The 23,336-nt window shown below is 59.8% G+C and carries 21 protein-coding genes and 1 pseudogene; 10 read left to right on the top strand and 12 right to left on the bottom strand.

Annotated features, from left to right (window positions below):
* Positions 1-83: 83 nt before the first annotated feature.
* Positions 84-203, top strand: a pseudogene (locus E4O98_RS27725) (outer membrane lipoprotein carrier protein LolA); the annotation flags it as partial.
* A gap of 408 nt (positions 204-611) precedes the next feature.
* Here E4O98_RS27725 and E4O98_RS27190 read toward each other — a convergent pair.
* A complete protein-coding gene (locus E4O98_RS27190; protein WP_248136752.1) occupies positions 612-1,175 on the bottom strand; it encodes a nitroreductase family protein in 564 nt (187 codons plus the stop codon).
* A gap of 139 nt (positions 1,176-1,314) precedes the next feature.
* Between E4O98_RS27190 and E4O98_RS27185 the strand changes: the two genes are divergently transcribed.
* Genes E4O98_RS27185 through E4O98_RS27175 form a run of 3 tightly spaced genes read left to right on the top strand, consistent with a single transcriptional unit; the run spans position 1,315 to position 4,938 of the window.
* Positions 1,315-2,742, top strand: coding sequence for a di-heme oxidoredictase family protein (locus E4O98_RS27185; RefSeq protein WP_248136750.1), 1,428 nt, complete (start codon positions 1,315-1,317; stop codon positions 2,740-2,742).
* Positions 2,743-2,773: 31 nt separating this feature from the next.
* On the top strand, positions 2,774-3,838 hold the full coding sequence (locus E4O98_RS27180; RefSeq protein WP_248136748.1) for an imelysin family protein: 1,065 nt from the start codon (positions 2,774-2,776) through the stop codon (positions 3,836-3,838).
* A 2-nt stretch (positions 3,839-3,840) separates the two neighbouring features.
* Positions 3,841-4,938 carry a DUF1513 domain-containing protein gene (locus E4O98_RS27175; protein WP_248136806.1) on the top strand — a complete coding sequence of 366 codons (1,098 nt, stop codon included), beginning with the start codon at positions 3,841-3,843 and terminating at the stop codon, positions 4,936-4,938.
* 102 nt (positions 4,939-5,040) lie between these two features.
* Here the strand turns inward: E4O98_RS27175 and E4O98_RS27170 are convergent, their stop codons facing one another.
* The 5 genes from E4O98_RS27170 to colR all read right to left on the bottom strand — a co-directional run bounded on the left by E4O98_RS27170 (position 5,041) and on the right by colR (position 8,810).
* Positions 5,041-5,268 carry a hypothetical protein gene (locus E4O98_RS27170; protein ID WP_005791025.1) on the bottom strand — a complete coding sequence of 76 codons (228 nt, stop codon included), beginning with the start codon at positions 5,266-5,268 and terminating at the stop codon, positions 5,041-5,043.
* Positions 5,265-5,984 (bottom strand): lipopolysaccharide kinase InaA family protein, encoded by a 720-nt coding sequence (locus E4O98_RS27165; protein ID WP_005791027.1) that lies wholly within the window; start codon positions 5,982-5,984, stop codon positions 5,265-5,267. The genes E4O98_RS27170 and E4O98_RS27165 overlap by 4 nt, the downstream gene beginning before the upstream one ends.
* Before the next feature lie 3 nt (positions 5,985-5,987).
* Positions 5,988-6,668, bottom strand: a complete 681-nt coding sequence (locus E4O98_RS27160) for a class I SAM-dependent methyltransferase (RefSeq protein WP_005791029.1) — start codon at positions 6,666-6,668, stop codon at positions 5,988-5,990.
* 188 nt (positions 6,669-6,856) lie between these two features.
* Positions 6,857-8,137 carry a HAMP domain-containing sensor histidine kinase gene (locus tag E4O98_RS27155; protein ID WP_005791031.1) on the bottom strand — a complete coding sequence of 427 codons (1,281 nt, stop codon included), beginning with the start codon at positions 8,135-8,137 and terminating at the stop codon, positions 6,857-6,859.
* Complete coding sequence (colR, locus tag E4O98_RS27150; RefSeq protein WP_003175870.1) at positions 8,127-8,810, bottom strand: two-component system response regulator ColR; 684 nt, start codon at positions 8,808-8,810, stop codon at positions 8,127-8,129. Before colR ends, E4O98_RS27155 begins: the two co-directional genes overlap by 11 nt.
* Positions 8,811-9,010: 200 nt before the next feature.
* Here colR and E4O98_RS27145 point away from each other — a divergent pair, with 200 nt between their 5' ends.
* Together E4O98_RS27145 and E4O98_RS27140 are read left to right on the top strand one after the other, a co-directional pair.
* Positions 9,011-10,960, top strand: coding sequence for an LTA synthase family protein (locus tag E4O98_RS27145; protein WP_032879656.1), 1,950 nt, complete (start codon positions 9,011-9,013; stop codon positions 10,958-10,960).
* A gap of 50 nt (positions 10,961-11,010) precedes the next feature.
* A complete protein-coding gene (locus tag E4O98_RS27140; protein ID WP_248136746.1) occupies positions 11,011-11,736 on the top strand; it encodes a phosphatase PAP2 family protein in 726 nt (241 codons plus the stop codon).
* 541 nt (positions 11,737-12,277) lie between these two features.
* On the opposite strand, the gene groL is transcribed toward E4O98_RS27140, so the two are convergent.
* The 5 genes from groL to E4O98_RS27115 all read right to left on the bottom strand — a co-directional run bounded on the left by groL (position 12,278) and on the right by E4O98_RS27115 (position 16,904).
* Complete coding sequence (gene groL, locus E4O98_RS27135) at positions 12,278-13,924, bottom strand: chaperonin GroEL (protein WP_005791041.1); 1,647 nt, start codon at positions 13,922-13,924, stop codon at positions 12,278-12,280.
* A 50-nt stretch (positions 13,925-13,974) separates the two neighbouring features.
* A complete protein-coding gene (locus E4O98_RS27130) occupies positions 13,975-14,268 on the bottom strand; it encodes a co-chaperone GroES (protein WP_003193940.1) in 294 nt (97 codons plus the stop codon).
* A 250-nt stretch (positions 14,269-14,518) separates the two neighbouring features.
* On the bottom strand, positions 14,519-14,995 hold the full coding sequence (locus E4O98_RS27125) for an FxsA family protein (RefSeq protein WP_032879654.1): 477 nt from the start codon (positions 14,993-14,995) through the stop codon (positions 14,519-14,521).
* Between the two features lie 66 nt (positions 14,996-15,061).
* Positions 15,062-15,793, bottom strand: a complete 732-nt coding sequence (locus E4O98_RS27120) for a HugZ family protein (protein ID WP_148852649.1) — start codon at positions 15,791-15,793, stop codon at positions 15,062-15,064.
* A 103-nt stretch (positions 15,794-15,896) separates the two neighbouring features.
* Positions 15,897-16,904 carry a DUF481 domain-containing protein gene (locus E4O98_RS27115; protein ID WP_248136744.1) on the bottom strand — a complete coding sequence of 336 codons (1,008 nt, stop codon included), beginning with the start codon at positions 16,902-16,904 and terminating at the stop codon, positions 15,897-15,899.
* A 194-nt stretch (positions 16,905-17,098) separates the two neighbouring features.
* Between E4O98_RS27115 and E4O98_RS27110 the strand changes: the two genes are divergently transcribed.
* From E4O98_RS27110 to E4O98_RS27095, 4 genes are all read left to right on the top strand, one after another.
* A complete protein-coding gene (locus tag E4O98_RS27110) occupies positions 17,099-17,413 on the top strand; it encodes an MGMT family protein (RefSeq protein ID WP_050549437.1) in 315 nt (104 codons plus the stop codon).
* A gap of 43 nt (positions 17,414-17,456) precedes the next feature.
* A complete protein-coding gene (locus tag E4O98_RS27105) occupies positions 17,457-18,989 on the top strand; it encodes an AmpG family muropeptide MFS transporter (RefSeq protein ID WP_005791052.1) in 1,533 nt (510 codons plus the stop codon).
* Positions 18,990-19,186: 197 nt separating this feature from the next.
* Positions 19,187-20,902: a proline--tRNA ligase gene (locus tag E4O98_RS27100; RefSeq protein WP_148852651.1), complete on the top strand. Its 1,716-nt coding sequence runs from the start codon at positions 19,187-19,189 to the stop codon at positions 20,900-20,902.
* A gap of 20 nt (positions 20,903-20,922) precedes the next feature.
* Positions 20,923-21,876, top strand: a complete 954-nt coding sequence (locus E4O98_RS27095; RefSeq protein ID WP_005791056.1) for a hypothetical protein — start codon at positions 20,923-20,925, stop codon at positions 21,874-21,876.
* Positions 21,877-22,005: 129 nt separating this feature from the next.
* Here E4O98_RS27095 and dinB read toward each other — a convergent pair whose 3' ends face one another.
* The gene (dinB, locus tag E4O98_RS27090; protein WP_248130156.1) at positions 22,006-23,064 is read right to left on the bottom strand and encodes a DNA polymerase IV; all 1,059 of its coding nucleotides are present in this window, start codon (positions 23,062-23,064) and stop codon (positions 22,006-22,008) included.
* Positions 23,065-23,336 lie beyond the last annotated feature (272 nt).

Here is a 23,336-nt window from a genome sequence, read left to right as displayed (position 1 = left end):
GAATTCCGGCCAGCGTGGTTTAACGGGGCGCCTAAGATCAAGATCAAAAGCACAGCGAGGCGGCCTTATAGCCGACCTGATCGTTGAAGCGTGCGCGTACCCCTGTGGGAGCGGGCTTGCTCGCGAAGGTCGTTAACGATGACGGGGGAAATCAGAATGAGCGCGGCGCCCTCAGGTTTTTCGCGAGCAAGCTCGCTCCTACAGAAAAGCAGAAGCACCGCCAGCGTATCTACGATGCGAAGCGAGCCGCTCTTGATCTTGCTTTTGATCTCAAGCGCCCCGTTAAACCACGCTGGCCGAACGCAGGCTTGAATCCGTGGGTAACCCGGCAGGACGCCGGGTTAGCCGCACTGGGCCAGGGATGGCCCATTGCGGCGGCCCACGGATTCAAGCCTTCGTTCGGGCACACCGAGCCTAGGCGAGGTGCCGAGTGGTGGGGCGAGGACCTTTTGCTTACTTTTGGCTGGGCCGGCATTCCGGTCCTTCCAAAAGTGAGCCGCTGTAAGAGCGGAACCCTAAGTGGCCGTTACCGCAGCAATGGATATGTACTCGCCCCCCCCAACATCCTAGTTAGCTGTCAAGCCCCCTCCCACATTTTGACCGCACACCGCTTAGCGTCCGCTCCAGGCCTGGACAAACGGCGTCAGGTCTTCCTTCGGCGCCGTACGCGGCGGGTTCTGCGGCGTGCCCAGGTAAAGGAAGCCAATCACTTCTTCACCCGCCGTCAGCCCCAAGCCTTTGGCCACATGGGCCGAGTAGGACAACTCCCCGGTCCGCCACACCGCACCAATCCCCTGGGCATACGCCGCCAGCAGGATGCCGTGGGCCGCACAGGCCGCCGCCAGCAATTGCTCGGACTTGGGCACTTTGAAGTGCTCCTGCAAACGCGCAATCACCACAACTACCAACGGCGCACGCAGCGGGCCGTTCTGCGCCTTGTCGATGACGGCTTGCGGTGCATCGGCATCCTGCAGCCGGGCGGCCTCGGCCAACAGCGTGCCCATTTGCTCACGGGCTGCGCCTTCTACGGTGAGGAAACGCCAAGGGCGCAATTGACCGTGATCGGGCGCCCGCATGGCGGCAGCGAACAACAGGTCGCGCTGCTCCTGGGTCGGTACCGGGTCGAGTAAACGCGGCACGGAAACACGGTTGAGCAAAGCGTCGAGAGCCTGCATTGGCCACCTCCAAAAAAAATGTGTGGTCATTCTAGCGGGAAAGAATCGCGATGCCACCAAACGATAATTGCTCTTATTCAAACCGCCCGGCCCTGTTAGACTTTGCGACCAGATTTTGCCCCCTCGTCCAGGAATCTCGATGTTCCGTTCGCTTTCCTACCTGTCTGCAGCGTTGCTGGCTCTATGCCTGACTGCTTGCGACGACGCCCCTCGCTTCACCAAGGCCGAGCCGGGTGAATCGCGATCCGGTGGCGCGACAACGGTAAACAAGCGCGACCAGAACGCCTTTTCCCTGCCCTCGGCCAACCTGGCACCCAGCCGTCGCCTGGATTTCAGCGTCGGTAACAGCTTCTTTCGCAACCCCTGGGTGATCGCGCCGGCCACCACCACGGCACGGGATGGCCTGGGCCCGCTGTTCAATACCAACGCCTGCCAGAACTGCCATATCAAGGACGGCCGTGGCCACCCGCCGCTGCCTGATGCGCCGAATGCGGTGTCGATGCTGGTACGCCTCTCCATTTCAGATGCACCGCCCTACGCCAAGCTGATCGAACAGCTCGGCGTGGTGCCCGAGCCGGTGTATGGCGGGCAGTTGCAGGACATGTCCGTGCCGGGCGTCGCTCCGGAAGGCAAGGTGCGGGTCGACTACAGCCCTGTCCAGGTCAGCTTCAAGGACGGCACCGTCGTCGAACTGCGCAAACCCGACCTGAAAATTACCCAGCTCGGCTACGGCCCGATGCACCCCGACACACGCTTCTCGGCACGCATCGCGCCGCCGATGATCGGCCTGGGCCTGCTCGAAGCAATCAGCGACGCCGATATCCTGCGCAACACCGACCCCAAGACCGCCGACAAAGACGCAATCGTCGGCCGCGTCAATTGGGTCTGGGATGACGCCCAGCATAAAACCGTACTTGGGCGTTTTGGCTGGAAAGCCGGGCAACCCAACCTCAACCAACAAAATGTTCACGCGTTTTCGGGTGATATGGGTCTCACGACATCCCTGAGACCCTTTGATGACTGCACCGACGCCCAAGTGGCGTGCAAGCAGGCGCCAAACGGCAATGGCCCTGACGGCGAGCCGGAAGTCAGCGACAACATCCTGCGCCTGGTACTGTTTTACACCCGCAACCTCGCGGTGCCTGCACGCCGAGACGTCAACACGCCTCAAGTGTTGGCCGGCAAGAACCTGTTCTACGAGGCCGGTTGCCAGGGCTGTCACAAGCCGACATTCACCACGGCCGCCAACGCCGCCGAACCCGAGCTGGCCAATCAGGTGATACGCCCCTACAGCGACCTGTTGTTGCACGATATGGGCGAAGGCCTGGCCGACAACCGTACCGAATTCAACGCCACTGGCCGTGAGTGGCGCACCCCGCCGCTGTGGGGCATTGGCCTGACGCAAACCGTCAGTGGTCACACCCAGTTCTTGCATGACGGCCGCGCCCGCAACCTGCTTGAGGCCGTGCTGTGGCACGGCGGGCAAGCACAAGCGGCACAGCAACATGTGTTGTCATTTAACGCCGAACAGCGGGCCGCATTGCTGGCGTTCCTGAATTCTTTATAAGCTTCGCCCCACTCACAGAAGGGAGCTCGACATGTTTCGTCCCAAGTTGTTGTTCACCAGCCTCGCCGCCCTTGCCCTGGGCGCGTGCTCGCCCCAGGACCCGCAAGCGGTGACCTCGGCGGCTATCGCCAAGCAGGTGATCCTGCCGACCTACAGCCGCTGGGTTGAAGCCGACCGCCAGTTGGCCGTAAGCGCCCTGGCCTACTGCCAGGGCAAGGAAAGCCTGGACACTGCCCGCGCCGACTTCCTGCACGCCCAAAAAGCCTGGGCCGAGTTGCAACCGTTGCTGATCGGCCCACTGGCCGAAGGCAACCGCGCCTGGCAGGTGCAGTTCTGGCCGGACAAGAAGAACCTGGTAGGTCGCCAGGTCGAGCAACTGGTCAGCGCCCAGCCGCAGATCGATGCGGCCGCCCTGGCCAAATCGAGCGTGGTGGTGCAGGGCCTGTCGGCCTATGAATACATCCTCTACGACGCCAAGCCCGACGTTGCCGACGAAACCCAGAAAGCCCGCTACTGCCCGCTGCTGATGGCCATCGGCGAGCGTCAGAAGGCCCTGGCTGAAGAGATCCTCGCCAGTTGGAACAGCACCGACGGTATGCTCGCGCAGATGACCAAGTTTCCGAACCAGCGCTACGCTGATTCCCACGAAGCCATTGCCGATCTGCTGCGCGTGCAAGTAACCGCACTGGACACCCTGAAGAAAAAACTCGGCACGCCGATGGGCCGCCAGACCAAGGGCATCCCGCAACCCTTCCAGGCCGATGCATGGCGCAGCCAGTCCTCCCTGCAAAGCCTGGAGGCCAGCCTCGCCGCCGCCCAGACCGTATGGGTCGGTGTCGACAACAAAGGCCTGCGCAGCCTGCTGCCGAGCGATCAGAAGCCGTTGGCCGAGAAGATCGATGCCGCCTATGCTGCGTCCCTGAAACTGTTCGCCAGCAACCAGCGCTCCCTCAACGAACTGTTGAATGATGACGCCGGGCGCCAGCAACTCAACGATATCTACGACAGCCTCAATGTGGTCCATCGCCTTCACGAGGGCGAGCTGGCCAAAGCGTTGGGCGTCCAACTGGGCTTCAACGCCAACGACGGTGACTGATGATGCTCAGGCGACAGGCTTTGGCGCTGGGTAGCGTGCTGCTCAGCGCCCTCACGTTGGGCGGCTGGACGCTGTTCAAAGGCAAAGACAAGGGACCGCTGCTGCTCTCGGCACGCGATGATGCCGACGGCAAGCACTACGCTGTCGGCTATCGCCTGGACGGCAAGCCCGTCTTTGCCACCCAGGTCGGCCAGCGCTGTCACGACATCATCAACCACCCCACACTGCCAATTGCGTTGTTCGTCGCCCGTCGTCCGGGCACCGAGAGCTACCTGATCGACCTGCGCGATGGCACGCTGCTGCAAACCATCACCTCAAACGCCAACCGGCACTTTTACGGCCATGCGGTGATCCACAAGAGCGGCGACTGGCTGTACGCCACCGAGAACGACACCTCAGATCCCGGTCGTGGGTTGTTGGGTGTGTATAAGTTCGAAGGCGAGCGGCTGGTACACAGCGGCGAGATTTCCACCCACGGCATCGGCCCGCACCAGGTCTCCTGGATGCCCGACGGCGAAACCCTGGTGGTGGCCAACGGCGGCATTCGCACCGAAGCCGAAAGCCGCGTGGAGATGAACCTCAGCGCCATGGAACCGAGCCTGGTGCTGATGCAGCGCGATGGCACCTTGATCAGCAAGGAAACGTTGGGCCAGCAAATGAACAGCGTGCGCCATATGGGGATCGCCAGCGATGGCACCATCCTCACCGGGCAGCAGTTCATGGGGCCGTCCCAGGAGCGTTCCGAGTTGCTCGCAATCAAGCGCCCGGGCCAGCCTTTTATGGCGTTCCCGGTAGCCGATGAGCAACTGCAAGCGATGGGGCACTACACCGCCAGCGTGGCGGTGCACAGCGAACTGCGCCTGGTAGCGCTCACGGCGCCGCGTGGCAATCGTTTCTTCATCTGGGATATGGACAGCGCCGAGCTGCGCCTGGATGGGCCGTTGCCCGACTGCGCCGGTGTGGGTGCAGTGGCGGACGGGTTTGTGGTTACGTCGGGACAGGGACGTTGCCGCTTCTATGATTGTCGTCAGGAACGACTGATGGCCAAGCCATTGGAATTACCGGCGGGGTTTTGGGATAACCACCTGCACCTGATCTGAAAATTGCCCCTCTGCAGGAGCGAGCTTGCTCCTACCGTTAAAGCGTCAGGCGTAAAAAAAGGGCCTCGCATCGCAAGGCCCTTTCCAGGAGTTTTACTCGTTTCAACTTTGCGGCCTCATTGCTTGAGACATCCCGAACATGAATAGCAGCAAATCATGATCAGGCCTGGCCGCCACACTTGCCTTGGCAATCCGCGGCAGCAGGCATTGCCCGCCACCGTCTACCGCACTCAGCACTTGTGTGCGAGGTTGTTCCCACGCTGCCAGGGCAAGGGCTGAAATGCCCAACGCCCCGACCAAAAACAAACCTCGTGCTATTTCTAGCTTCATCTGGTTAAACCCTTGATAGCGCTGCCAAACGCCGTCTCGTAAAAGTAGCTGAGTTTTTTCCAGTCGGTATCGTTCCACGACGAATGGCGGCGCAATTGCAGCATGTCATGGGACGCGGCCCGATAAGCGGTCAAACGCTGGCGACATTTTTCAAAGTCCAGCAGGGCCACTTCCACAATCGCCGCATCAGGCTCACCGGTTACCCGCACGAAAATGTGCTTGATATACAAGCAACCGTGCTGCCAGCGACCCTTGTGCATACGGGCCAGGGTGCCGGCCAACTCCTGGAGCAAACGCTCGTGGACCGCCTCGCCGTACTGCTCACGGCCACCGGCGGCGTACCAGTTTTCGATCTCGTCGAACCCGTCCAATGACGCGGTCACCAACAGGGCTTTCCATTGATGCTCCGGGTCGCGTCGCGCCTCGCAAAACACCAACTCCGGCACGCGCACATCCAGCAAACGCAGGCCCTTCAAGGCATCACGCTCACGCAGCACGGTCGGACGCCCGAATGGATGCAACCAACTGCGGTAGATGTGCCCGGTCTGACGCTTGCAATACAGCAAACGCCCATTAGGGCTGACCACTCGCTGCACACCACTTTCACCGCCACGCCGGCGATTGGGTTCTTCGACCCACTCACCCTTCTGGCGCCAGAAATAATCAAACCGCTCCTCGGGAGCTACATGACTGCCTGCTACGCACTCAACTGCCATCTGTTACCTCTTGCGCAATACATACACTCGCCACATGGCGTAGAGCGGTATGAAGTCCAGGGACTCCTGAACACGGAAACCGGCCTGCTCGAATTCTGCCTCGACAGTAGCAGCCGGTAACACAAACCGGTTTTGGTAACCTTCCTGCTCACCTCTTTTGCGACGACGTACTTCGCTGCGCTTGCGCTTCCAGGCCTTGAAATTGCCGTCCACCCACAGCGAAATAATCACGCTGTCACGGGTAACTCGCTGAAACTCACGCAGTATTGTCAGCCTGTGCTCCGCTTCACCGATGTGGTGCATCAAGCGCATGCAGAAAATACTGTCGACGGAGTTATCTGGCAAATCGATATCAAAGGCAGATGTCTGCAAAGGGCGTACCCGTTTCACCACCTCCGCCGGTTGCGCGGTGGTGGCGATCTTCAACATCGACGCCGAATTGTCAGCCCCGATAATCACACGGTTGGGTTTTTCGGCCAGCAACGGCCAGAAACGTCCAGCGCCACAAGGCAGGTCCAGCACCAGGCCCGGCTCACCGGCCATGGCCAGTGCACCACGCGCCAGTTGCTCGTCGCGTTTGTGGGACAACCGGCGAGCCAGATTGTCCTGATGTTTGAGCAAATATTGTTGCGCGTGTTGATCGTCGTACTTTTCGGAAAATTCCAACTTGATTGGGGAAGGCATCGTACGTCTCCGGTAACTGATGCCTGCAACCTTAAGCAGTTAAACGTAATCAACAGGTCAACTCATTGTGAAAATCTTGTCCTGTCCAACTGCATACATTTCAAGACTTTACAGAAACATTCAGTAGCATCGGGCCATCTTCGCTGAAAAGCAGGCAGTCTGCATCCGCAAAACGACAGACTGAACGGTCAGCTTTTGACCTGACTCAGCTCCACATGAAAACGGCAGCCATTGGGCTCCATCGTCGTCAGGCTCACGCTCCAGCCCTGGCTCTCGCAGATCCGTTGCACCAGCGACAGACCAAGCCCCAGCCCCTCGCCACGGTTCTCGCTGCCGCGCACAAAAGGCTCGAACATCGCTTCGCGCTTGTCTTCAGGAATGCCCACGCCAGAGTCCTCCACCACAAAACCACTCGGCTCCAGCGTGAGGCGGATAAACCCTTGCTCGGTGTAATGCAGTGCATTGCGCAACAGGTTACCCATCACTGCGTGCAGGAACGTAGTGTTGTAGCGAGTATCCAGAGGATTGCCAGGGCAGTAGATCAACTCAAGGCCTTTTTGCTCGATGGGCCCACGCCAGATCCCAAGCAAATCTTCGGCGACCTGCGTCAGGTTGACCTGAGCCGACATGACAGCATCATCGTGCTTGGCGCGGGCCAGCATCAGGAAGGTCTGCACCAGTTCACGCATTTCCTCACAGGCCCGCGCGATTCGCTGGACCTGATTACGGCCGCGTTGATCGATGGCGGGGTTTTCCAGCAGCAGCTCACAGGAGCTGGCCAACACCATCAAGGGCGTGCGCAACTCATGGCTTACATCGCTGGTAAACAACTGCTCACGGGACAACGCCTGCCGCAGGCGACCCAGCGTGGCATCGAACGCCACCGCCAGCTCGCCCACTTCATCGGCTGCATAATCCGGTGCCAAGGGCGGCGCCAGCCCTAATAACTGGTCACGATGCCGCACCTGGCGAGCCAGGCGCACTACCGGCGCCATCACCTTGCGGGCCAGCACCCAGCCGAGGAACACCGCCAGCGCCAGGCTGAGCACGAACCCCACCAGCACCACGGCAAACAGCACGCGCTCGCGCTCTTCAAAATCGCTTTGATCCTGCAACAGCACATAACGCCGACCGTCGATCACCTCGACCATGGCGTGGTACGACAGAGACTCGCGAAATACTTCGTGGAAGCCCGGGTCCAGATGCCGAAGATCCTTGGGCAACTCGAAATCGCCTTGCCCGCCGCTGAAGTAAAACAGCTGGTCCGGCTCCGGCCGATGTCGCCAGTCTTCCATGCTGTCCATCAACAGCAGGCGTTGCAGGTCACCGCCCAGGCCCGCCGAGATCAGCTTCTCTTCCACCAGGTGCACCGTCGCAACGATCCCCATGGCGAAGGCCCCCGCCACCAACGCACTCATCAAGGCAAAGGCGATGATGATCCGTTGGGCAAGGCTTTGTCTAAACTCCATCACGGCCCTCGGCCAAGCGATAACCCACACCGTGCACCGTTTGCAGCAACGGCTTGGCAAAGGGCTTATCGATCACCTGGCGCAATTGGTGAACGTGGCTGCGCAGGCTGTCGCTGTCCGGGCAGTCATCGCCCCACAGGGCTTCTTCGAGAATTTCCCGGCGTAGCACGTGCGGGCTCTTCTGCATCAGCACTGCCAGCAGTTTCAGGCCGACGGGGTTGAGCTTGAGCAGGCGCCCTTCGCGGGTGACTTCCAAGGTATCGAGATCGTAGCTCAGGTCACCCACCTGCAGGGCGCGGCGGCCACCACCCTGGGCACGCCGCAACACCGCCTCGATCCGCGCGGCCAGTTCCGACAAGGCAAATGGCTTGAGCAGGTAATCATCAGCCCCGGACTTGAAGCCTTGCAGGCGGTCATCCAGTTGATCGCGTGCGGTGAGCATGATCACCGGCGTATCGCGCCGTGCGTCTTCGCGCAGGCGTTTGCACAGGGTGTAGCCATCGATGCCAGGCAGCATGATATCGAGCACGATCAGGTCGTAATGCTCGGTGGCCGCAAGGTGCAGGCCCGACAAGCCGTCCTGCGCACAGTCCACTGTGTAGCCTTTGAGCCCCAGGTAATCGGCCAGGTTGGCCAGAATATCGCGGTTGTCTTCAACCAATAAAATTCGCATGGGCAGTGTCTCCGTACGCGGTAACAGCCGTGTTGGCTCGCGCAGCTTAAGGCCAAGCGGGGCTCAGGGATAGAGCTGAAAGGCCCACTGATGAGGGTTTTCAACTGATTACAGGGACAAACGAGTTTTTCACTATAGCTTCACAAACAGACCACAGTGTCAGGGTGAAGATCGCGCCCATCGATCTAAGGAACCTGGACATGGGCTTTCTCAAAACAGCGCCAATGCGCTATTTGCTGTTGATAACCGCTGCCTGGTTATTGGTTTTCCTGCTTACTCGCAGCGTGTTGCTCGTGACTCACCTGAATGAAGTGGGCGGCAACTTGCTGCCGGTGTTTGGCGTGGGTCTGGTCTACGACCTGGGCTTCCTCGCCTATGCGGCCTTGCCGCTGGGCTTGTATTTGCTGCTCTGCCCACCCGCACTGTGGCGCCGCCGCGGCCACCGCTGGTTCTTGCAGGCGCTGCTGACAATCAGCCTGTTCGCCATGCTGTTCACCTCGGTGGCCGAATGGCTGTTCTGGGATGAGTTTGGGGTGCGCTTCAACTTTATTGCGGTCGACTATCTGGTGTATTCCGATGAGGTGCTGAACAACCTGCTGGAGTCTTACCCGATCGGCAAGCTGCTGAGCCTGCTGGCAATGCTGGCGATCCTCATGAGCCTGGCCCTGCGTAAACCCTTCAATGCCGCCATGGCGGCACCGTTGCCGACACTGCGTGGCCGTTTGGTCAATGCCCTGGGCCTGTTGGTGGTCGCCGGCCTCAGCCTGCAACTGATCAGCCAGGACAGCCCGCGTACCCAGGGCGGTAACGCTTACAAGAACGAACTGGCCAGCAACGGCCCTTATCAATTCTTCGCTGCGTTCCGCAATAACGAATTGGACTACACCCAGTTCTATCAGAGCCTGCCCACTGACGTGGTCGCCCGGCAACTGCGCGCCGAACTCAGCGAGCCCAATGCGCGCTTTATCGACCCGGACCCGCTGGATATTCGCCGCGCCATCACCAACCCGGGCACACTGCGCAAGCCCAACATCGTGCTGGTCACCATCGAAAGCTTCAGCGCCAAGTACATGGGCAGCAACGGCGATCAACGCAACCTCACGCCCAACCTGGATGCGTTGCGCAAACAAAGCCTGTACTTCAATAACTTCTATGCCACCGGGACACGAACCGACCGGGGCCTGGAAGCCATTACCCTGGCGATCCCACCCACGCCAGGCCGCTCGATCGTCAAGCGCATCGGTCGTGAAAGCGGGTTCGCGAGCCTCGGCCAACAACTCACGGCCATCGGTTACGACAGCGTGTTTGTCTACGGCGGTCGCGGTTACTTCGACAATATGAACGCGTTTTTCAGCGGCAACGGGTATCGGGTCGTGGACCAAAGCAGCGTGCCCGAGTCAGAAATCTCGTTCAAAAATGCCTGGGGCATGGCCGACGAAGACCTGTTCAAACAGACGCTTAAACTGGCCGACGCCGACTACGCCAAGCAACAGCCGTTCTTGCTGCAACTGATGACGACTTCCAACCATCGCCCCTATACCTACCCGGATGGGCGCATCGATATCAAATCCGGCAAGGGTCGCGATGGTGCAGTGAAATACACCGACTACGCCATCAACCAGTTCCTTGAAGCTGCACGCCAGAAACCCTGGTTCGACAACACCATTTTTGTGTTCGTCGCCGACCACACGGCCGGCAGCGCAGGCAAGGAAGACCTGCCGATCACCAACTACCAGATCCCGTTGTTTATCTATGCGCCCAAGCTGATCGACGCACGGGAGTCCGCGCAACTGGCCAGCCAGATCGACCTTGCGCCGACCTTGCTGGGCCTGATCAACCTCAGCTACGAGTCGACGTTCTTCGGCCGTAATCTGTTGCAAGACAACCCGCTGCCACCGCGGGTCGTGGTGGGCAACTACCAGCATCTGGGCTTGTTTGACGGCAAGGACCTGGCAATCCTCAGCCCGCGCCAAGGCCTGCGTCGCCATGACCAGGCTCTTGGAGAAAGCCAGGAGTTGCGCGTCGGTAGCGATGACCCATTGATCCAGCGGGCAATTACCTATTATCAGGCCGCCAGCTACGACTACAAACAGCAACTGCTGAGCTGGAAAGCGCCCAAGGAAGAAGCTCCAGTCTTAAGCAAACGCTAATCAAAAAGCCCCGTGCAGGTGAGCACGGGGCTTTCTCACCAAGGTTCGTGATGAAATCCTCCTCTTCTTTACCGGTTTCCAAACCGCTCAATTTCTGGCTGTGCCTGGGCCTGCCTGCCGGCGCCGCAGTGGTCTTGCTGTTGCTGGAACTGACCTCATTGGACATGGACCTGGCCAGGCGCTTCTACAGCGCGGAGGCTGACGGCTTCATCGGCCGCTATAGCTTCTTCCTTGAAGACATCCTGCATGATCGGGCCAAGCAACTGGTGATCCTGTTTTCGGTGTTGGCGATTCTGGGGCTGGTCGGCAGCTTCATTCTGCAACGACTCAAGCCGTACCGCCGCGAACTGGTGTGCCTGGTGCTGTCGCTGGGATTGGCGACGGCCTTCGTGGCGCCGTTGAAAACCATCACCGCCGTGCAATGCCCCTGGAGCCTCAAGGAATTCGGCGGCCAGGAAACCTACAGCGAACTGCTCAGCCCGCGCCCGCCTACCGATAAACCAGGTCGCTGCTGGCCCGGCGGACATGCAGCCACCGGGTTTGCCTTGTTCGCCTGGTTCTTCGCGCTGAGGGATCGGCGACCACGGCTGGCGCGCAACGCGTTCATTTTTGCCGTCAGCCTGGGCAGCGTCTTCTCAGTCAGCCGTATGCTGCAAGGGGCACACTTTTTTTCCCACAACGTGTGGACAGCGATTTTTTGCTGGCTGATTTGCCTGGGTTTGTATTGCTTGTTGCTGTACCGGCCTTCACGGCAAGCCGTAATGCCGATCAGTTAAGCGAAACGCAACGAAGATTCCGTGTAGGAGCGGGCTTGCCTGCGAAAGACAACGGTAACCACGATGCGAAGCGAGCCGCTCTTGATCTTGATCTGCTTTTGATCTCAGGCGCCCCGTTAAACCACGCTGGCCGGAATCCGACATGGATTTGGGGGGTAAACCGGCAGGGATGCCGGTTTAGCCGCCCCGCGCCATGGATGGCGCGTGGCGGCGGCCCCCCAAATCCCTGGCGGATTACGGGCACACCGAGCCTGGGCGAAGTGCCGAGTGGTGGGGCAAGAGCGTTGCTTACTTTGGCCTGGGCCGGCATCCCGGCTTTTGCAAAGTGAGCCGCCGTCAGGGCGGAACCCTAAGTGGCCATTACCGCAGGAATGGATATGTACTCGGTATAACTGTGTCGGCTGGCAGGCCGCCATCGGGAGCAAGCTCCCTCGCCACAGGTCCAGTGTCCTACCGAAGTTGAGTAGATACAGCCGCTCAAAAAAAAGCCCCGCCTGCATCACTGCAGGCGGGGCTTTTTATAGCGCCGGGTAAGGCTGGCTTACATCATGCCGCCCATGCCACCCATGCCGCCCATATCTGGCATACCGCCGCCAGCTGCGCCTTCAGCCTTCGGCTTGTCAGCGATGGCAGCTTCGGTAGTCAGGATCAGGCCACCGATGGAGGCTGCCGCTTGCAGCGCGGAACGGGTCACCTTGGTAGGGTCCAGGATGCCCATTTCGATCATGTCGCCATAGACGCCAGTCGCAGCGTTGTAACCGTAGTTACCTTTGCCGTTCTTGACTTCGTTGACCACAACGCTTGGCTCGTCGCCGGAGTTGGCAGCGATCTGGCGCAGCGGTGCTTCAACGGCACGACGCAGCACAGCGATACCAACGTTCTGGTCGGCATTGTCGCCGGTCAGGTTGGTCAGGGCTTCCAGAGCACGGATCAGCGCAACGCCACCGCCAGGTACCACGCCTTCTTCAACGGCTGCACGGGTTGCGTGCAGGGCGTCTTCAACGCGGGCCTTCTTCTCTTTCATTTCAACTTCGGAGCCAGCGCCAACCTTGATCACTGCAACGCCGCCGGACAGCTTGGCCAGACGCTCTTGCAGTTTTTCACGGTCGTAGTCCGAGGAGGTTTCGGCAACCTGGGCACGGATCTGCGCGATACGGGACTCGATGTCGCCTTCAACGCCAGCACCGTCAACGATGATGGTGTTTTCCTTGGAGATGGTCACGCGCTTGGCGCTACCCAGGTTTTCCAGGGTGGCGCTTTCCAGGCTCAGGCCGATCTCTTCGGAGATAACGGTACCGCCAGTCAATACGGCGATGTCCTGCAGCATGGCCTTGCGACGGTCGCCGAAGCCTGGAGCCTTGACGGCTGCAACCTTGACGATGCCACGCATGTTGTTCACAACCAGGGTCGCCAGGGCTTCGCCTTCAACGTCTTCGGAAACGATCAGCAATGGGCGGCCGGCTTTGGCAACGGCTTCCAGTACTGGCAGCATTTCGCGAATGTTGGAGATCTTCTTGTCAACCAGCAGGATCAGCGGGTTGTCCAGCTCGGCAACCATGGTCTCTGGCTTGTTGACGAAGTACGGAGACAGGTAGCCACGGTCGAACTGCATGCCTTCTACAACCGACAGTTCGTTTTCCAGGCCCGAGCCTTCTTCAACGGTGATCACGCCTTCTTTACCGACTTTTTCCATGGCTTCGGCAATGATGTCACCGATGGAGCTGTCGGAGTTGGCGGAGATGGTGCCGACCTGAGCGATGGCCTTGGTGTCGGCGCATGGCTTGGACAGGTTTTTCAGCTCGGCAACGATGGCGATGGTCGCCTTGTCGATACCACGCTTGAGGTCCATAGGGTTCATGCCGGCAGCGACGGCCTTGTAGCCCTCGTTGACGATCGCCTGAGCCAGTACGGTAGCGGTGGTGGTGCCGTCGCCTGCGTCGTCGTTGGCACGGGAGGCAACGTCTTTGACCAGCTGCGCGCCCATGTTCTCGAAACGGTCTTCCAGTTCGATTTCTTTGGCGACGGAAACGCCGTCCTTGGTGATGGTCGGAGCGCCGAAGCTCTTCTCGATGATCACGTTACGGCCTTTCGGGCCCAGGGTCGCTTTTACTGCGTCAGCCAGGACGTTGACACCGGTGAGCATTTTCTTGCGGGCGGAGTCGCCGAATTTAACTTCTTTAGCAGCCATGATCGATATTCCTTAAATACTTTGTAGTAACGGGAAAATGAGCGAGGAAATCAGTCTTCCAGTACGGCGAGAATTTCGTTCTCAGCCATGACCAGCAGGTCTTCGCCGTCTACTTTCACAGTGTTGCTGCCGGAGTAAGGGCCGAAAACAACCTTGTCACCCACTTTCACGGCCAGTGCGCGTACATCACCGTTCTCCAGGGTCTTGCCTGGGCCAGCAGCGACGATCACACCGTGGTTGGCTTTTTCAGCAGCCGAACCTGGCAGAACGATCCCGCCAGCGGTTTTCTTTTCTTCTTCGCTGCGACGGATTACGACGCGGTCGTGCAGAGGACGAAGCTTCATTGTCGATCTCTCCTAATTGTGTTTTTCATCGGCCGGTATCAATTCCGGCGGGTTAAATTCCGGCGGTGCCGGTCGCGGCTCGCTGGGCGAGACGCGGAAGTCTGTCTGATGTCACCACCAGAAACCTTGCGGTGACCGTTACATAAGGGCGCATACGCTTATTACAAGGGGGCCGGGAGGAAATTTTTTCTCAGATCGCTCCCCGGGCCAATGCAACACGGCACCCGAAGGTGCCGTGCCAGTGAAGCAGTTATTTGTTGTCGCGGTGTTCGAACTCGCCTTCGATCACGTCGCCTTCACGCCCCAGCGGTTGACGCGGGGCCGGGCCGCCACGGGGTTGCAGGTCGTCGGCAAACGCGCGTTGGCGAATCGCCGCTTCTTCGGCGCGCTGGCGCATCTTGCCGGCCAGCAGTTTGCGGGTAAACGGCAGCAGCAGGACCAGGCCGAGCACGTCGCTGATAAAGCCCGGCAGGATCAGCAGGCCACCGGCCAGGGCCATCATCAGGCCCTCAAGCATGGTCTGGGCCGGCAGTTCGCCGCGGTTCAGGCTTTCACGGGCACGCAACGCCGTGGCCAGGCCGGCCACGCGCAGCACCAGGACGCCGAGCATGGAGCCTGCGATGATCAGCAGCAGCGCCGGGAAAAACCCGATCGCACCGCTGACTTTGACGAATACGAACAGCTCCAACACCGGGAACAGCAGAAAGAGCAATAAAAAAGGGCGCATCAAATGGTTCCTCAACGCAAGAATGCCTTGCCAGTTCACCTTAGATGACGTCGCCATTGTGTGAATTCAAGCGTCGGCAGTGGTTTTTTTCGGCCACACCGCGGCGTGAGCCAATGAAACCAGGGCCTCGCGTACTTGTGTCGGTGTGTTGCAAGGCGTCTCGAAAGGCAACCAATGCAAGCTTTGGCCAATACGCAGGTGCATGCCTTCGCTGTCGATGCCGGCCAACTGCGCAGGCTCGCCAGTCGGCAAACCGCTGAGGTCGACGTAATGGGCGATGGCCTTGGTGTGATCGCTGTTCATGTGCTCGATCATGCTGCGCTCGGCCTTGCCTGCAAACGGATTGGCCAGGGTCAACTGGTCGACCCAGTGAATCGCGCCAAACCCACCGATATAACGGTGGCGCACCGGCTTGAGCACCCAGAAATCGAAATCGTGGGCCTTGTGGTAGTTGGCCGAATCGGGGAAGTAGCGGTAGTAACGCTCGGCGGCCGCTTCAATGGCTGCGCCGTCTTCCAGTTTCTCGGCCTCGGCCAGGTAGGTCAGACGCCCCACGGCCTGCACATCATCAGCCTCGCGCTCACCCACCAGCAATGAGCACTTGGGGTCTTTTTGCAGGTTATGGGTGTGCTGGGCGATGCGGCTGATCAGGATCAGCGGGCGGCCCTGCTCATCAAGGCAGTAGGGCACGACCGAGCCGAAGGGAAAACCGGGCATGGCTTTTGACTGTGTGGCCAAAGCCCCACGGTATTCCTTGAGCAACAGCTCTCGGGCGTTCTTGGCAACGTGCGCGCTCAACGTATGACTCCTCGGGTGTTCCGCCGCCCATGGCATATGGGAATGGATCTCAAAACAAGGTAATCAATATCCGCGCAGGTTGCCAGAGTGGCCGACGCAGCTTTTACCAGGCCACACCAAAGCCTGCGGTGTAGCGAGTCTTGCTCAGGCTGCTCTCGGAACTGCCGCTGACCTCGTTGCGCTCGGCCTTCAAGTTGAGCGAGGCCCACTCGGTAACCTTGTAGCGCAGGCCCATTTCCGCATCCAGGGAATACTCGGACGGCCCGGCAAGGGGTTTGCCCAATTCGCCATTGGTAAAGAACTCGACAGTCTTGCCCACCAGGTAGCGGTTGTAGTTCCACTTCATGGCCAGGGAATAGAAGTTGTCCTTGCCGCCGTCGGCGTATTCATAGTCGGTGCGGTTAACCAGCGAACCGAGGGAGAACGCGCCCAGTTCATCGTCCCAGAACTGATAGCCCGGGCCGGTACCGACAACGCGCTGACGGGCCAGGTCTTCGACCTTGTCGCGCTTGTAGGTCAGGCGACCCTGCCAGAACCAGTGCTCGGTGATGAAGCGGTCCAGGTTGTACTCCAGCGCCCAGTTATCGGTGGTGGTAATGTCGTCCTGGAACTCGCGGTTGTATTCGCCCTTGCCCGTATGACGCCATTGGCCGTGACGGGCCGAGGTCTTGAAGTCGATGTCGTAGTCGTTGGTGTCTTTGTCGGCACGCTTGTAGTCCAGCGCCAGGTCGACGTTGCCCTTCCACACCAGGTCTTCGATCACTGGCTTGGGCTTCATGATCTGTTGGATGCTTGCCAGGTCGACCGTCTTGGGTACCTCGCCATTGGCCAGCACCACCTTGCCGTCATCCGACGCCTGCAACGACTTGGCCTTTTCGCCGCTGTAGGCGTCCTGCTTGACCAGCAACTCCTGATCGCTCTCCAGGGTCTTGACCTGCTTCCAGTCCACCGGGATCGAGCCCGCGTAGGTGGTTTGGATCAGCAGTTTGCCACCGTCGAAGACTTTGATCTTGCCGGTCAGCCGGTCGCCGTTTTTCAACCAGACGGTATCGGCGAGCAAGGGTGTGGAAGCACTGAAAACAGCAAGGCACAACAGGGTTCTGGACAACATAAGCAGATACGGGGCTCAGGGGTGGCAAAAAATAGGGGCGTTATAGTGTTACATGGCTAGAACTGACTCAAGGATTTATATTGAGTTCAATGCTCATCGTCATGTTTACAGACGTTTCTGACAAAACCGCGACGATCTCAACGGATATCCCCATAGTGAAGCCACCTGCCGATACGCCGCAAAGCCCCGCCGAAATGCGGCGTACCGCGCTGTACCTGACCTTGTCGCAAGTGCCCGAAGGCTGTGTGGTGAGCTACGGCGAGCTGGCTCACCTGGCGGGTCTGGGCCGTGCCGCCCGATGGGTCGGGCGCACCCTGAGCCAGTTGCCCGAAGACACCCGATTACCCTGGCATCGGGTGTTGGGCGCCGGTGGTCGGATAAGTCTGCCGGCGGGCAGCGCCTCAGGCGACGAACAACGTGCGCGTTTGCGTAGCGAAGGCGTCACTATCTTGAACAATCGTGTTGATATTCAGCGCCATGGCTGGCGTCCGGTAGAGCACAGCGGTTAGAGTGCGCGCTTTGTTTCCGCAAACCTGAGGCAGACTCCAGCCCATGCCCCGTAAAACCTGGCGCGCCGCGCTCGCCGCCTATGCCAGCCCCTCGACATTAGTGCTGTTGTTGCTCGGCTTCGCCGCCGGCATGCCTTACATGTTGGTGTTCTCGACGCTTTCAGTGTGGCTGCGTGAAGCCGGTGTGGCCCGCGAGACCATTGGCTATGCAAGCCTGATCGGCCTGGCCTACGCCTTTAAATGGGTCTGGTCGCCGCTGCTCGATCAATGGCGCTTGCCGTTGCTCGGTAAACTGGGGCGTCGTCGCTCCTGGCTGGTGCTGGCCCAATCGCTGGTGATCCTCGGATTGATCGGCATGGGTTTTTGTGACCCGCAAAAACACCTGTCCTGGTTGATCGCCATCGCGGTGATCGTCGCCTTCGCGTCGGCCACCCAAGATATCGCCGTGGATGCCTACCGCCTGGAAATCGCCGACGACAGCCGCCAGGCCGCCCTGGCCGCGAGCTACATGTCCGGCTACCGCATCGCTGCCCTGCTGGCCACCGCCGGCGCGCTGTTCTTTGCCGAAGGCTTTGGCTCCACCGGCTTCAACTATAAACACTCGGCCTGGACCGGCACCTATGTGCTGTTCGGCGTGTTGATGGTGCCGGCGTTGCTCACCACCTTCCTCATGCGTGAACCTGATGTACCACTGCGCACCCAGTTGCAGGCCGGCCGCTACAGTTTCATGCACCAGTTGGTGTCGGTGTTTGTGCTGATCGTGCTGTTGGTCTCGGTGCCGGCGATGTTCACCCAGCTGTACAACACCGACTTCGCCAGCGTGCTGTTCCAGGGCGTGAGCCTGTGGGAACTGCTGATGGAAGACCGCGCGTTCCTGCGCGCCATCCTTTATATCATCCTCACCACCCTGTGCCTTTCGGCCATGGGCCGCCGGGGCCTGGCGCCGGTGCTGACGCCGGTCAACGACTTTATCCTGCGCTATCGCTGGCAGGCGCTGCTGCTGCTCGGGCTGATTGCCACGTATCGCATGTCCGACACGGTGATGGGCGTGATGGCCAACGTGTTCTATATCGACCAGGGTTTCACCAAGGACCAGATCGCCGGAGTGAGCAAGATCTTCGGCTTGATCATGACCCTGCTCGGCGCCGGCATGGGCGGCCTGTTGATTGTGCGGTTCGGGATCCTGCCGATCCTGTTCATCGGTGGCGTGGCCTCGGCCGGCACCAACCTTTTGTTCGTGATGCTCGCCGACATGGGCCCCGACCTGCAGATGCTGATCGTCACCATTTCCCTGGACAACTTCAGTTCGGGCATGGCCACCTCGGCGTTCGTGGCGTATCTGTCGAGCCTGACCAACCTCAAGTTCTCCGCAACCCAATATGCGTTGCTCAGCTCGATCATGCTGTTGCTGCCACGCCTGATCGGCGGGTATTCGGGGGTGATGGTGGAGAAGTTCGGTTATCACAACTTCTTTATGATCACCTGCTTGCTGGGGGTGCCGACGCTGCTCCTGATTGCATTGCACTGGTTCCAGGAGAACCGGCGCGCCCGGCTTAATCCACCACAGGAAGACTGATACGACTCGGTCAATGTGGGAGCTGGCTTGCCTGCGATAGCGATGGTGAACCCAACGCCGCTATCGCAGGCAAGCCAGCTCCCACACAAGCGACGGTTACGACAGATACGCCCCACCACCTCACGCCTGTACTCCAGCAGCAACCGCCCGTACAATCCCAAGTCATTTCAAGTCCAAGCAACCGACAACGGCCTACCATGCGTACCAGTCAATATTTGCTCGCCACACAGAAAGAAACGCCTTCCGACGCGGTTGTGATCAGCCATCAGCTGATGCTGCGCGCCGGCATGATCCGCAAACTGGCCTCGGGCCTGTACACCTGGTTGCCCATGGGCTTGAAGGTGATGCGCAAGGTCGAAGCCATCGTTCGCGAAGAAATGAACGCTGCCGGCTCTCTGGAAGTGTTGATGCCGAGCACCCAACCGGCTGAGTTGTGGCAGGAATCCGGGCGCTGGGAAGAGTACGGCCCTGAGTTGCTGCGCTTCAAGGACCGTCATGGCCGCGATTTCTGCGCCGGCCCGACCCATGAAGAAGTCATCACCGACCTGATGCGCAACGAGTTGAGCAGCTATAAACAGTTGCCGCTGAACCTGTATCAGATCCAGACCAAATTCCGCGATGAAATCCGCCCGCGCTTCGGCTTGATGCGTGGTCGCGAATTCATCATGAAGGACGCCTATTCGTTCCATGCCGACCAGGCTTCCCTGCAAGCGACCTACGACCGCATGCACCAGGCCTACTGCAATGTATTCACGCGCCTGGGCCTGAAGTTCCGCCCGGTTGAAGCGGACAACGGCTCCATCGGCGGTGCCGGCTCCCACGAATTCCACGTGCTGGCCGAATCCGGTGAAGACGATATCGTGTTCAGCAACGGTTCCGACTACGCGGCGAACATCGAGAAGGCCGAAGCCATACCACGTGAAACCTCGCGCCCTGCTCCCACCGAGGAGCTGCGCCTGGTCGACACGCCGGACACCAAAACCATCGTGGCCCTGGTGGAGAAATTCAATCTGCCGATTGAAAAGACCATCAAGACCCTGATCGTGCGCGCTGAAGAAGAAGGCAAGCTGATCGCCCTGGTGATCCGTGGCGACCACGAGCTCAACGAAATCAAGGCCGCCAACCAGCCTGGCGTAGCCAGCCCGCTGGTCATGGCCACCGATGCCGAACTGCGCGACGCCATTGGTGCCGGTGCCGGTTCCCTAGGCCCGCTGAACCTGCCGCTGCCGATCATCATCGACCGTTCCGTCGAGCTGATGAGCGACTTCGGTATCGGCGCGAACATCGACGACAAGCACTACTTCGGCGTGAACTGGGAGCGTGACCTGCCGGTTCCGACCGTGGCCGACCTGCGCAACGTCGTAGCCGGTGACCCAAGCCCGGATGGCAAGGGCACCCTGGAAATCAAGCGCGGCATCGAAGTCGGGCACATCTTCCAACTGGGCAACAAGTACAGCAAGGCGATGAAGTGCGAAGTGCTGGGCGAGAACGGCAAGCCGATCACCCTGGACATGGGCTGCTACGGCATTGGTGTTTCCCGCGTGGTCGCCGCTGCCATCGAGCAGAACAACGACGAGAAAGGCATCATCTGGAGTGACGCTTTGGCGCCGTTCCAGGTGGCCCTGGTGCCGTTGCGCTATGAAACCGAGCAAGTACGCGAAGCCACCGACAAGCTGTACGCTGAACTGACCGCTGCCGGTTTTGAAGTGCTGCTCGATGACCGGGACAAGAAAACCAGCCCGGGCATCAAGTTCGCCGACATGGAACTGATTGGCATCCCGCACCGGATCGTGGTCAGTGACCGTGGCCTGGCCGATGGCAATCTGGAATACAAGAGCCGGACCGAAGCGCAAGCCCAACCGTTGCCGGTGGCTGACGTGCTGTCTTTCCTTCAGGCGCGTATTCGTCGCTGAAAACCAGATCAAGAGAAGTCATGTTCAAGCGAAACACCAAAGCCCTGGGGGGCGCCGCCTTGTGCGGCGCCCTGCTGGTCAGCGGCTGCGCCAATCAGATGTCGCAACGCAGTGAGCACGAGGAGCGGGTCGAGCGTAAATTGCTCGATCACAGCCTGCAGATCGATGTAGGCGAACCCAAAGTGCTGGAGCTGCCGCAACGCCGGGTTCGCATTCATGAGCAGAAGACCTTCGAGGTCACCGAATTCGAAGTCACACGTCGTTACGATCGCTACACGCCCTACCAGCCCTGGCGCAAACTCTATGAGATGCCGCTGGGTGCCGTGGCGTTGGTCGCGGGCGTGGGTGCCAACGTGGCGAATATCTTCGCCCTCGGCAACCTGCCCACGAGTGTGACGCGAGACTGGCTGAGCTATGGCGTGGACGGCATCAACCCGTTCATGAACGTGCAATCCCATGGCCGTGCGCAACAGAACCTGGCAGCTATCGATGAAGTCCAGCGCGACAAGCGCCTGGAGTATTCGAGCCTGCCGTGGAGCGAGCGCCCGGTACAAGTCACTGCCGGCAAGCAGACCCATGAGCTGACCACCGACCGCAACGGCATCCTGCGCCTGAACCTGTTGGACAGCCCGTTTGCCGAGCAGGACCTGAACCGTGTCACCACCTTGAAGATCAGCGTGGCAGATGGTCAGGACGATGTGCACACAGACTCGACCCTGGCGGTCAGCAACTCCCTGCGCGGCAAATTGCTGGAAGCCCATGGCCTGATCTACGACGACCTGGAAGATGACGAAGTGAACCAATGGGTGCACCGCGTCAAGCGCCTGTCGGAACTGGGCCTGGAAGAAGAAGCCAGCGAACTGGAACAAAGCCTGATCGAGCTGACCCGCAATGATCCGGAATTGCAGCAGGAGTTTGTGCAGGCACTGACCAAGGATGCGGGGCGGTTGGTCGCAGATCCTGGCGCACGCTGATCGCGCAATACCTGTGAAGATCAAACTGTGGGAGCTGGCTTGCCTGCGATAGCGGTGTATCAGTTAAAGCATTCTTGACTGACATTCCGCTATCGCAGGCAAGCCAGCTCCCACATTTGTTTCGGGTTTCTACCAGGAGAACTCGAGCTGTTCGTTTCCGCCGCTCAAGTCCAGCAACCGCACCCCAATCCCCAGCAATCGCACCGGTTTCCCCCCGCGATTAAACGCCTGGGTCAGCAACTGCTGATAACTCTCCAGATCCCGCCCTGCCCCCGCCTGCTCCAGCGTCGTCTGGGTAAAGTCATGAAACTTCACTTTGACGAACGGCTTGCCCGCCCGGTAGCTGCTGTCGATGCGCGCCATACGCCCCGCCAGGGTTTCCATCAATTCGGGGAGTTTAGCCAGGCAGCTTGAAAGATCCGGCAAGTCCACATCGTAGGTGTTTTCTACGCTGATGGACTGTCGACGACTGTCGTTTTGCACCACGCGGTCATCAATCCCACGGGCCAGGCTCCAGAGTCTTTCGCCAAAACTGCCGAATTCGCGCACCAGCGCCAGTTTGTTCCACTCGCGCAGCTGCAAGCAGTCTTCGATGCCCAGGCGCGCGAGCTTATCGGCGGTGACCTTGCCAACGCCGTGCAGCTTGCTGACCCGCAGCTGCGAGACAAAGTCTTCGACCTGGTCCGGGGTAATCACGAACAGGCCGTTGGGTTTCTTCCAGTCGCTGGCGATCTTGGCCAGGAACTTGTTCGGCGCCACCCCGGCAGACACGGTGATATGCAGCTGGTTGGAGACCCGCCGACGGATGTCCTGGGCAATACGCGTGGCGCTGCCGCCAAAATGCGGGCTGTCGGAGACGTCGAGGTAGGCTTCATCCAGCGACAACGGCTCGATCAAGTCGGTGTAGTCGCGAAAGATCGTCTGGATTTCCTTCGATGCTTCTTTATAGGCATCCATGCGCGGCTTGACGATGGTCAGGTCGGGGCACAGCTTCAAGGCGTGGCGCGACGACATCGCAGAACGAACTCCATACGCACGCGCTTCGTAGTTGCAGGTAGCGATACCCCCCCGCCGGTCCGCCGAGCCGCCCACAGCCAAGGGCTTTTGCGCCAGGCTCGGGTCGTCACGCATCTCGATGGCGGCGTAGAAGCAATCACAGTCGACGTGGATGATTTTGCGCTGCGTCATATAAACGGGGTGTGAACCAACGGGTGGCCAGTATCGCATTCACCCCTGTATATAGCACCAGTAGTTTGATTCTTCCTTCCAAGTGGTAGGAAGTTTCCCCGATGAATTTATTTTCTCAATCGAATTCAGCCTTCCGATAGAGCTGAAAGCCTCAGCCTGACTGGCCCGAAGCGCTTCATGACCCCGCCTTGGAGAGCTAACCGATTGAACCACAAGCGCTTTTGTTTGATTTACAGGTTGACACACTCGCGTTCCTCTGTAGAATGCCGACA

This window comes from Pseudomonas sp. W2Jun17, from assembly GCF_023127795.1.
Classification (GTDB): Bacteria; Pseudomonadota; Gammaproteobacteria; order Pseudomonadales; family Pseudomonadaceae; genus Aquipseudomonas; species Aquipseudomonas synxantha_A.
This window is presented reverse-complemented; position numbering and strand designations above follow the sequence as displayed.

Coding starts and splice junctions, on each gene's coding strand:
- E4O98_RS27190 (WP_248136752.1), bottom strand. CDS start 1,175: ATGCAGGCTCTCGACGCTTTGCTCAACCGTGTTTCCGTGCCGCGTTTA.
- E4O98_RS27185 (WP_248136750.1), top strand. CDS start 1,315: ATGTTCCGTTCGCTTTCCTACCTGTCTGCAGCGTTGCTGGCTCTATGC.
- E4O98_RS27180 (WP_248136748.1), top strand. CDS start 2,774: ATGTTTCGTCCCAAGTTGTTGTTCACCAGCCTCGCCGCCCTTGCCCTG.
- E4O98_RS27175 (WP_248136806.1), top strand. CDS start 3,841: ATGCTCAGGCGACAGGCTTTGGCGCTGGGTAGCGTGCTGCTCAGCGCC.
- E4O98_RS27170 (WP_005791025.1), bottom strand. CDS start 5,268: ATGAAGCTAGAAATAGCACGAGGTTTGTTTTTGGTCGGGGCGTTGGGC.
- E4O98_RS27165 (WP_005791027.1), bottom strand. CDS start 5,984: ATGGCAGTTGAGTGCGTAGCAGGCAGTCATGTAGCTCCCGAGGAGCGG.
- E4O98_RS27160 (WP_005791029.1), bottom strand. CDS start 6,668: ATGCCTTCCCCAATCAAGTTGGAATTTTCCGAAAAGTACGACGATCAA.
- E4O98_RS27155 (WP_005791031.1), bottom strand. CDS start 8,137: ATGGAGTTTAGACAAAGCCTTGCCCAACGGATCATCATCGCCTTTGCC.
- colR (WP_003175870.1), bottom strand. CDS start 8,810: ATGCGAATTTTATTGGTTGAAGACAACCGCGATATTCTGGCCAACCTG.
- E4O98_RS27145 (WP_032879656.1), top strand. CDS start 9,011: ATGGGCTTTCTCAAAACAGCGCCAATGCGCTATTTGCTGTTGATAACC.
- E4O98_RS27140 (WP_248136746.1), top strand. CDS start 11,011: ATGAAATCCTCCTCTTCTTTACCGGTTTCCAAACCGCTCAATTTCTGG.
- groL (WP_005791041.1), bottom strand. CDS start 13,924: ATGGCTGCTAAAGAAGTTAAATTCGGCGACTCCGCCCGCAAGAAAATG.
- E4O98_RS27130 (WP_003193940.1), bottom strand. CDS start 14,268: ATGAAGCTTCGTCCTCTGCACGACCGCGTCGTAATCCGTCGCAGCGAA.
- E4O98_RS27125 (WP_032879654.1), bottom strand. CDS start 14,995: ATGCGCCCTTTTTTATTGCTCTTTCTGCTGTTCCCGGTGTTGGAGCTG.
- E4O98_RS27115 (WP_248136744.1), bottom strand. CDS start 16,904: ATGTTGTCCAGAACCCTGTTGTGCCTTGCTGTTTTCAGTGCTTCCACA.
- E4O98_RS27110 (WP_050549437.1), top strand. CDS start 17,099: ATGCGGCGTACCGCGCTGTACCTGACCTTGTCGCAAGTGCCCGAAGGC.
- E4O98_RS27105 (WP_005791052.1), top strand. CDS start 17,457: ATGCCCCGTAAAACCTGGCGCGCCGCGCTCGCCGCCTATGCCAGCCCC.
- E4O98_RS27100 (WP_148852651.1), top strand. CDS start 19,187: ATGCGTACCAGTCAATATTTGCTCGCCACACAGAAAGAAACGCCTTCC.
- E4O98_RS27095 (WP_005791056.1), top strand. CDS start 20,923: ATGTTCAAGCGAAACACCAAAGCCCTGGGGGGCGCCGCCTTGTGCGGC.
- dinB (WP_248130156.1), bottom strand. CDS start 23,064: ATGACGCAGCGCAAAATCATCCACGTCGACTGTGATTGCTTCTACGCC.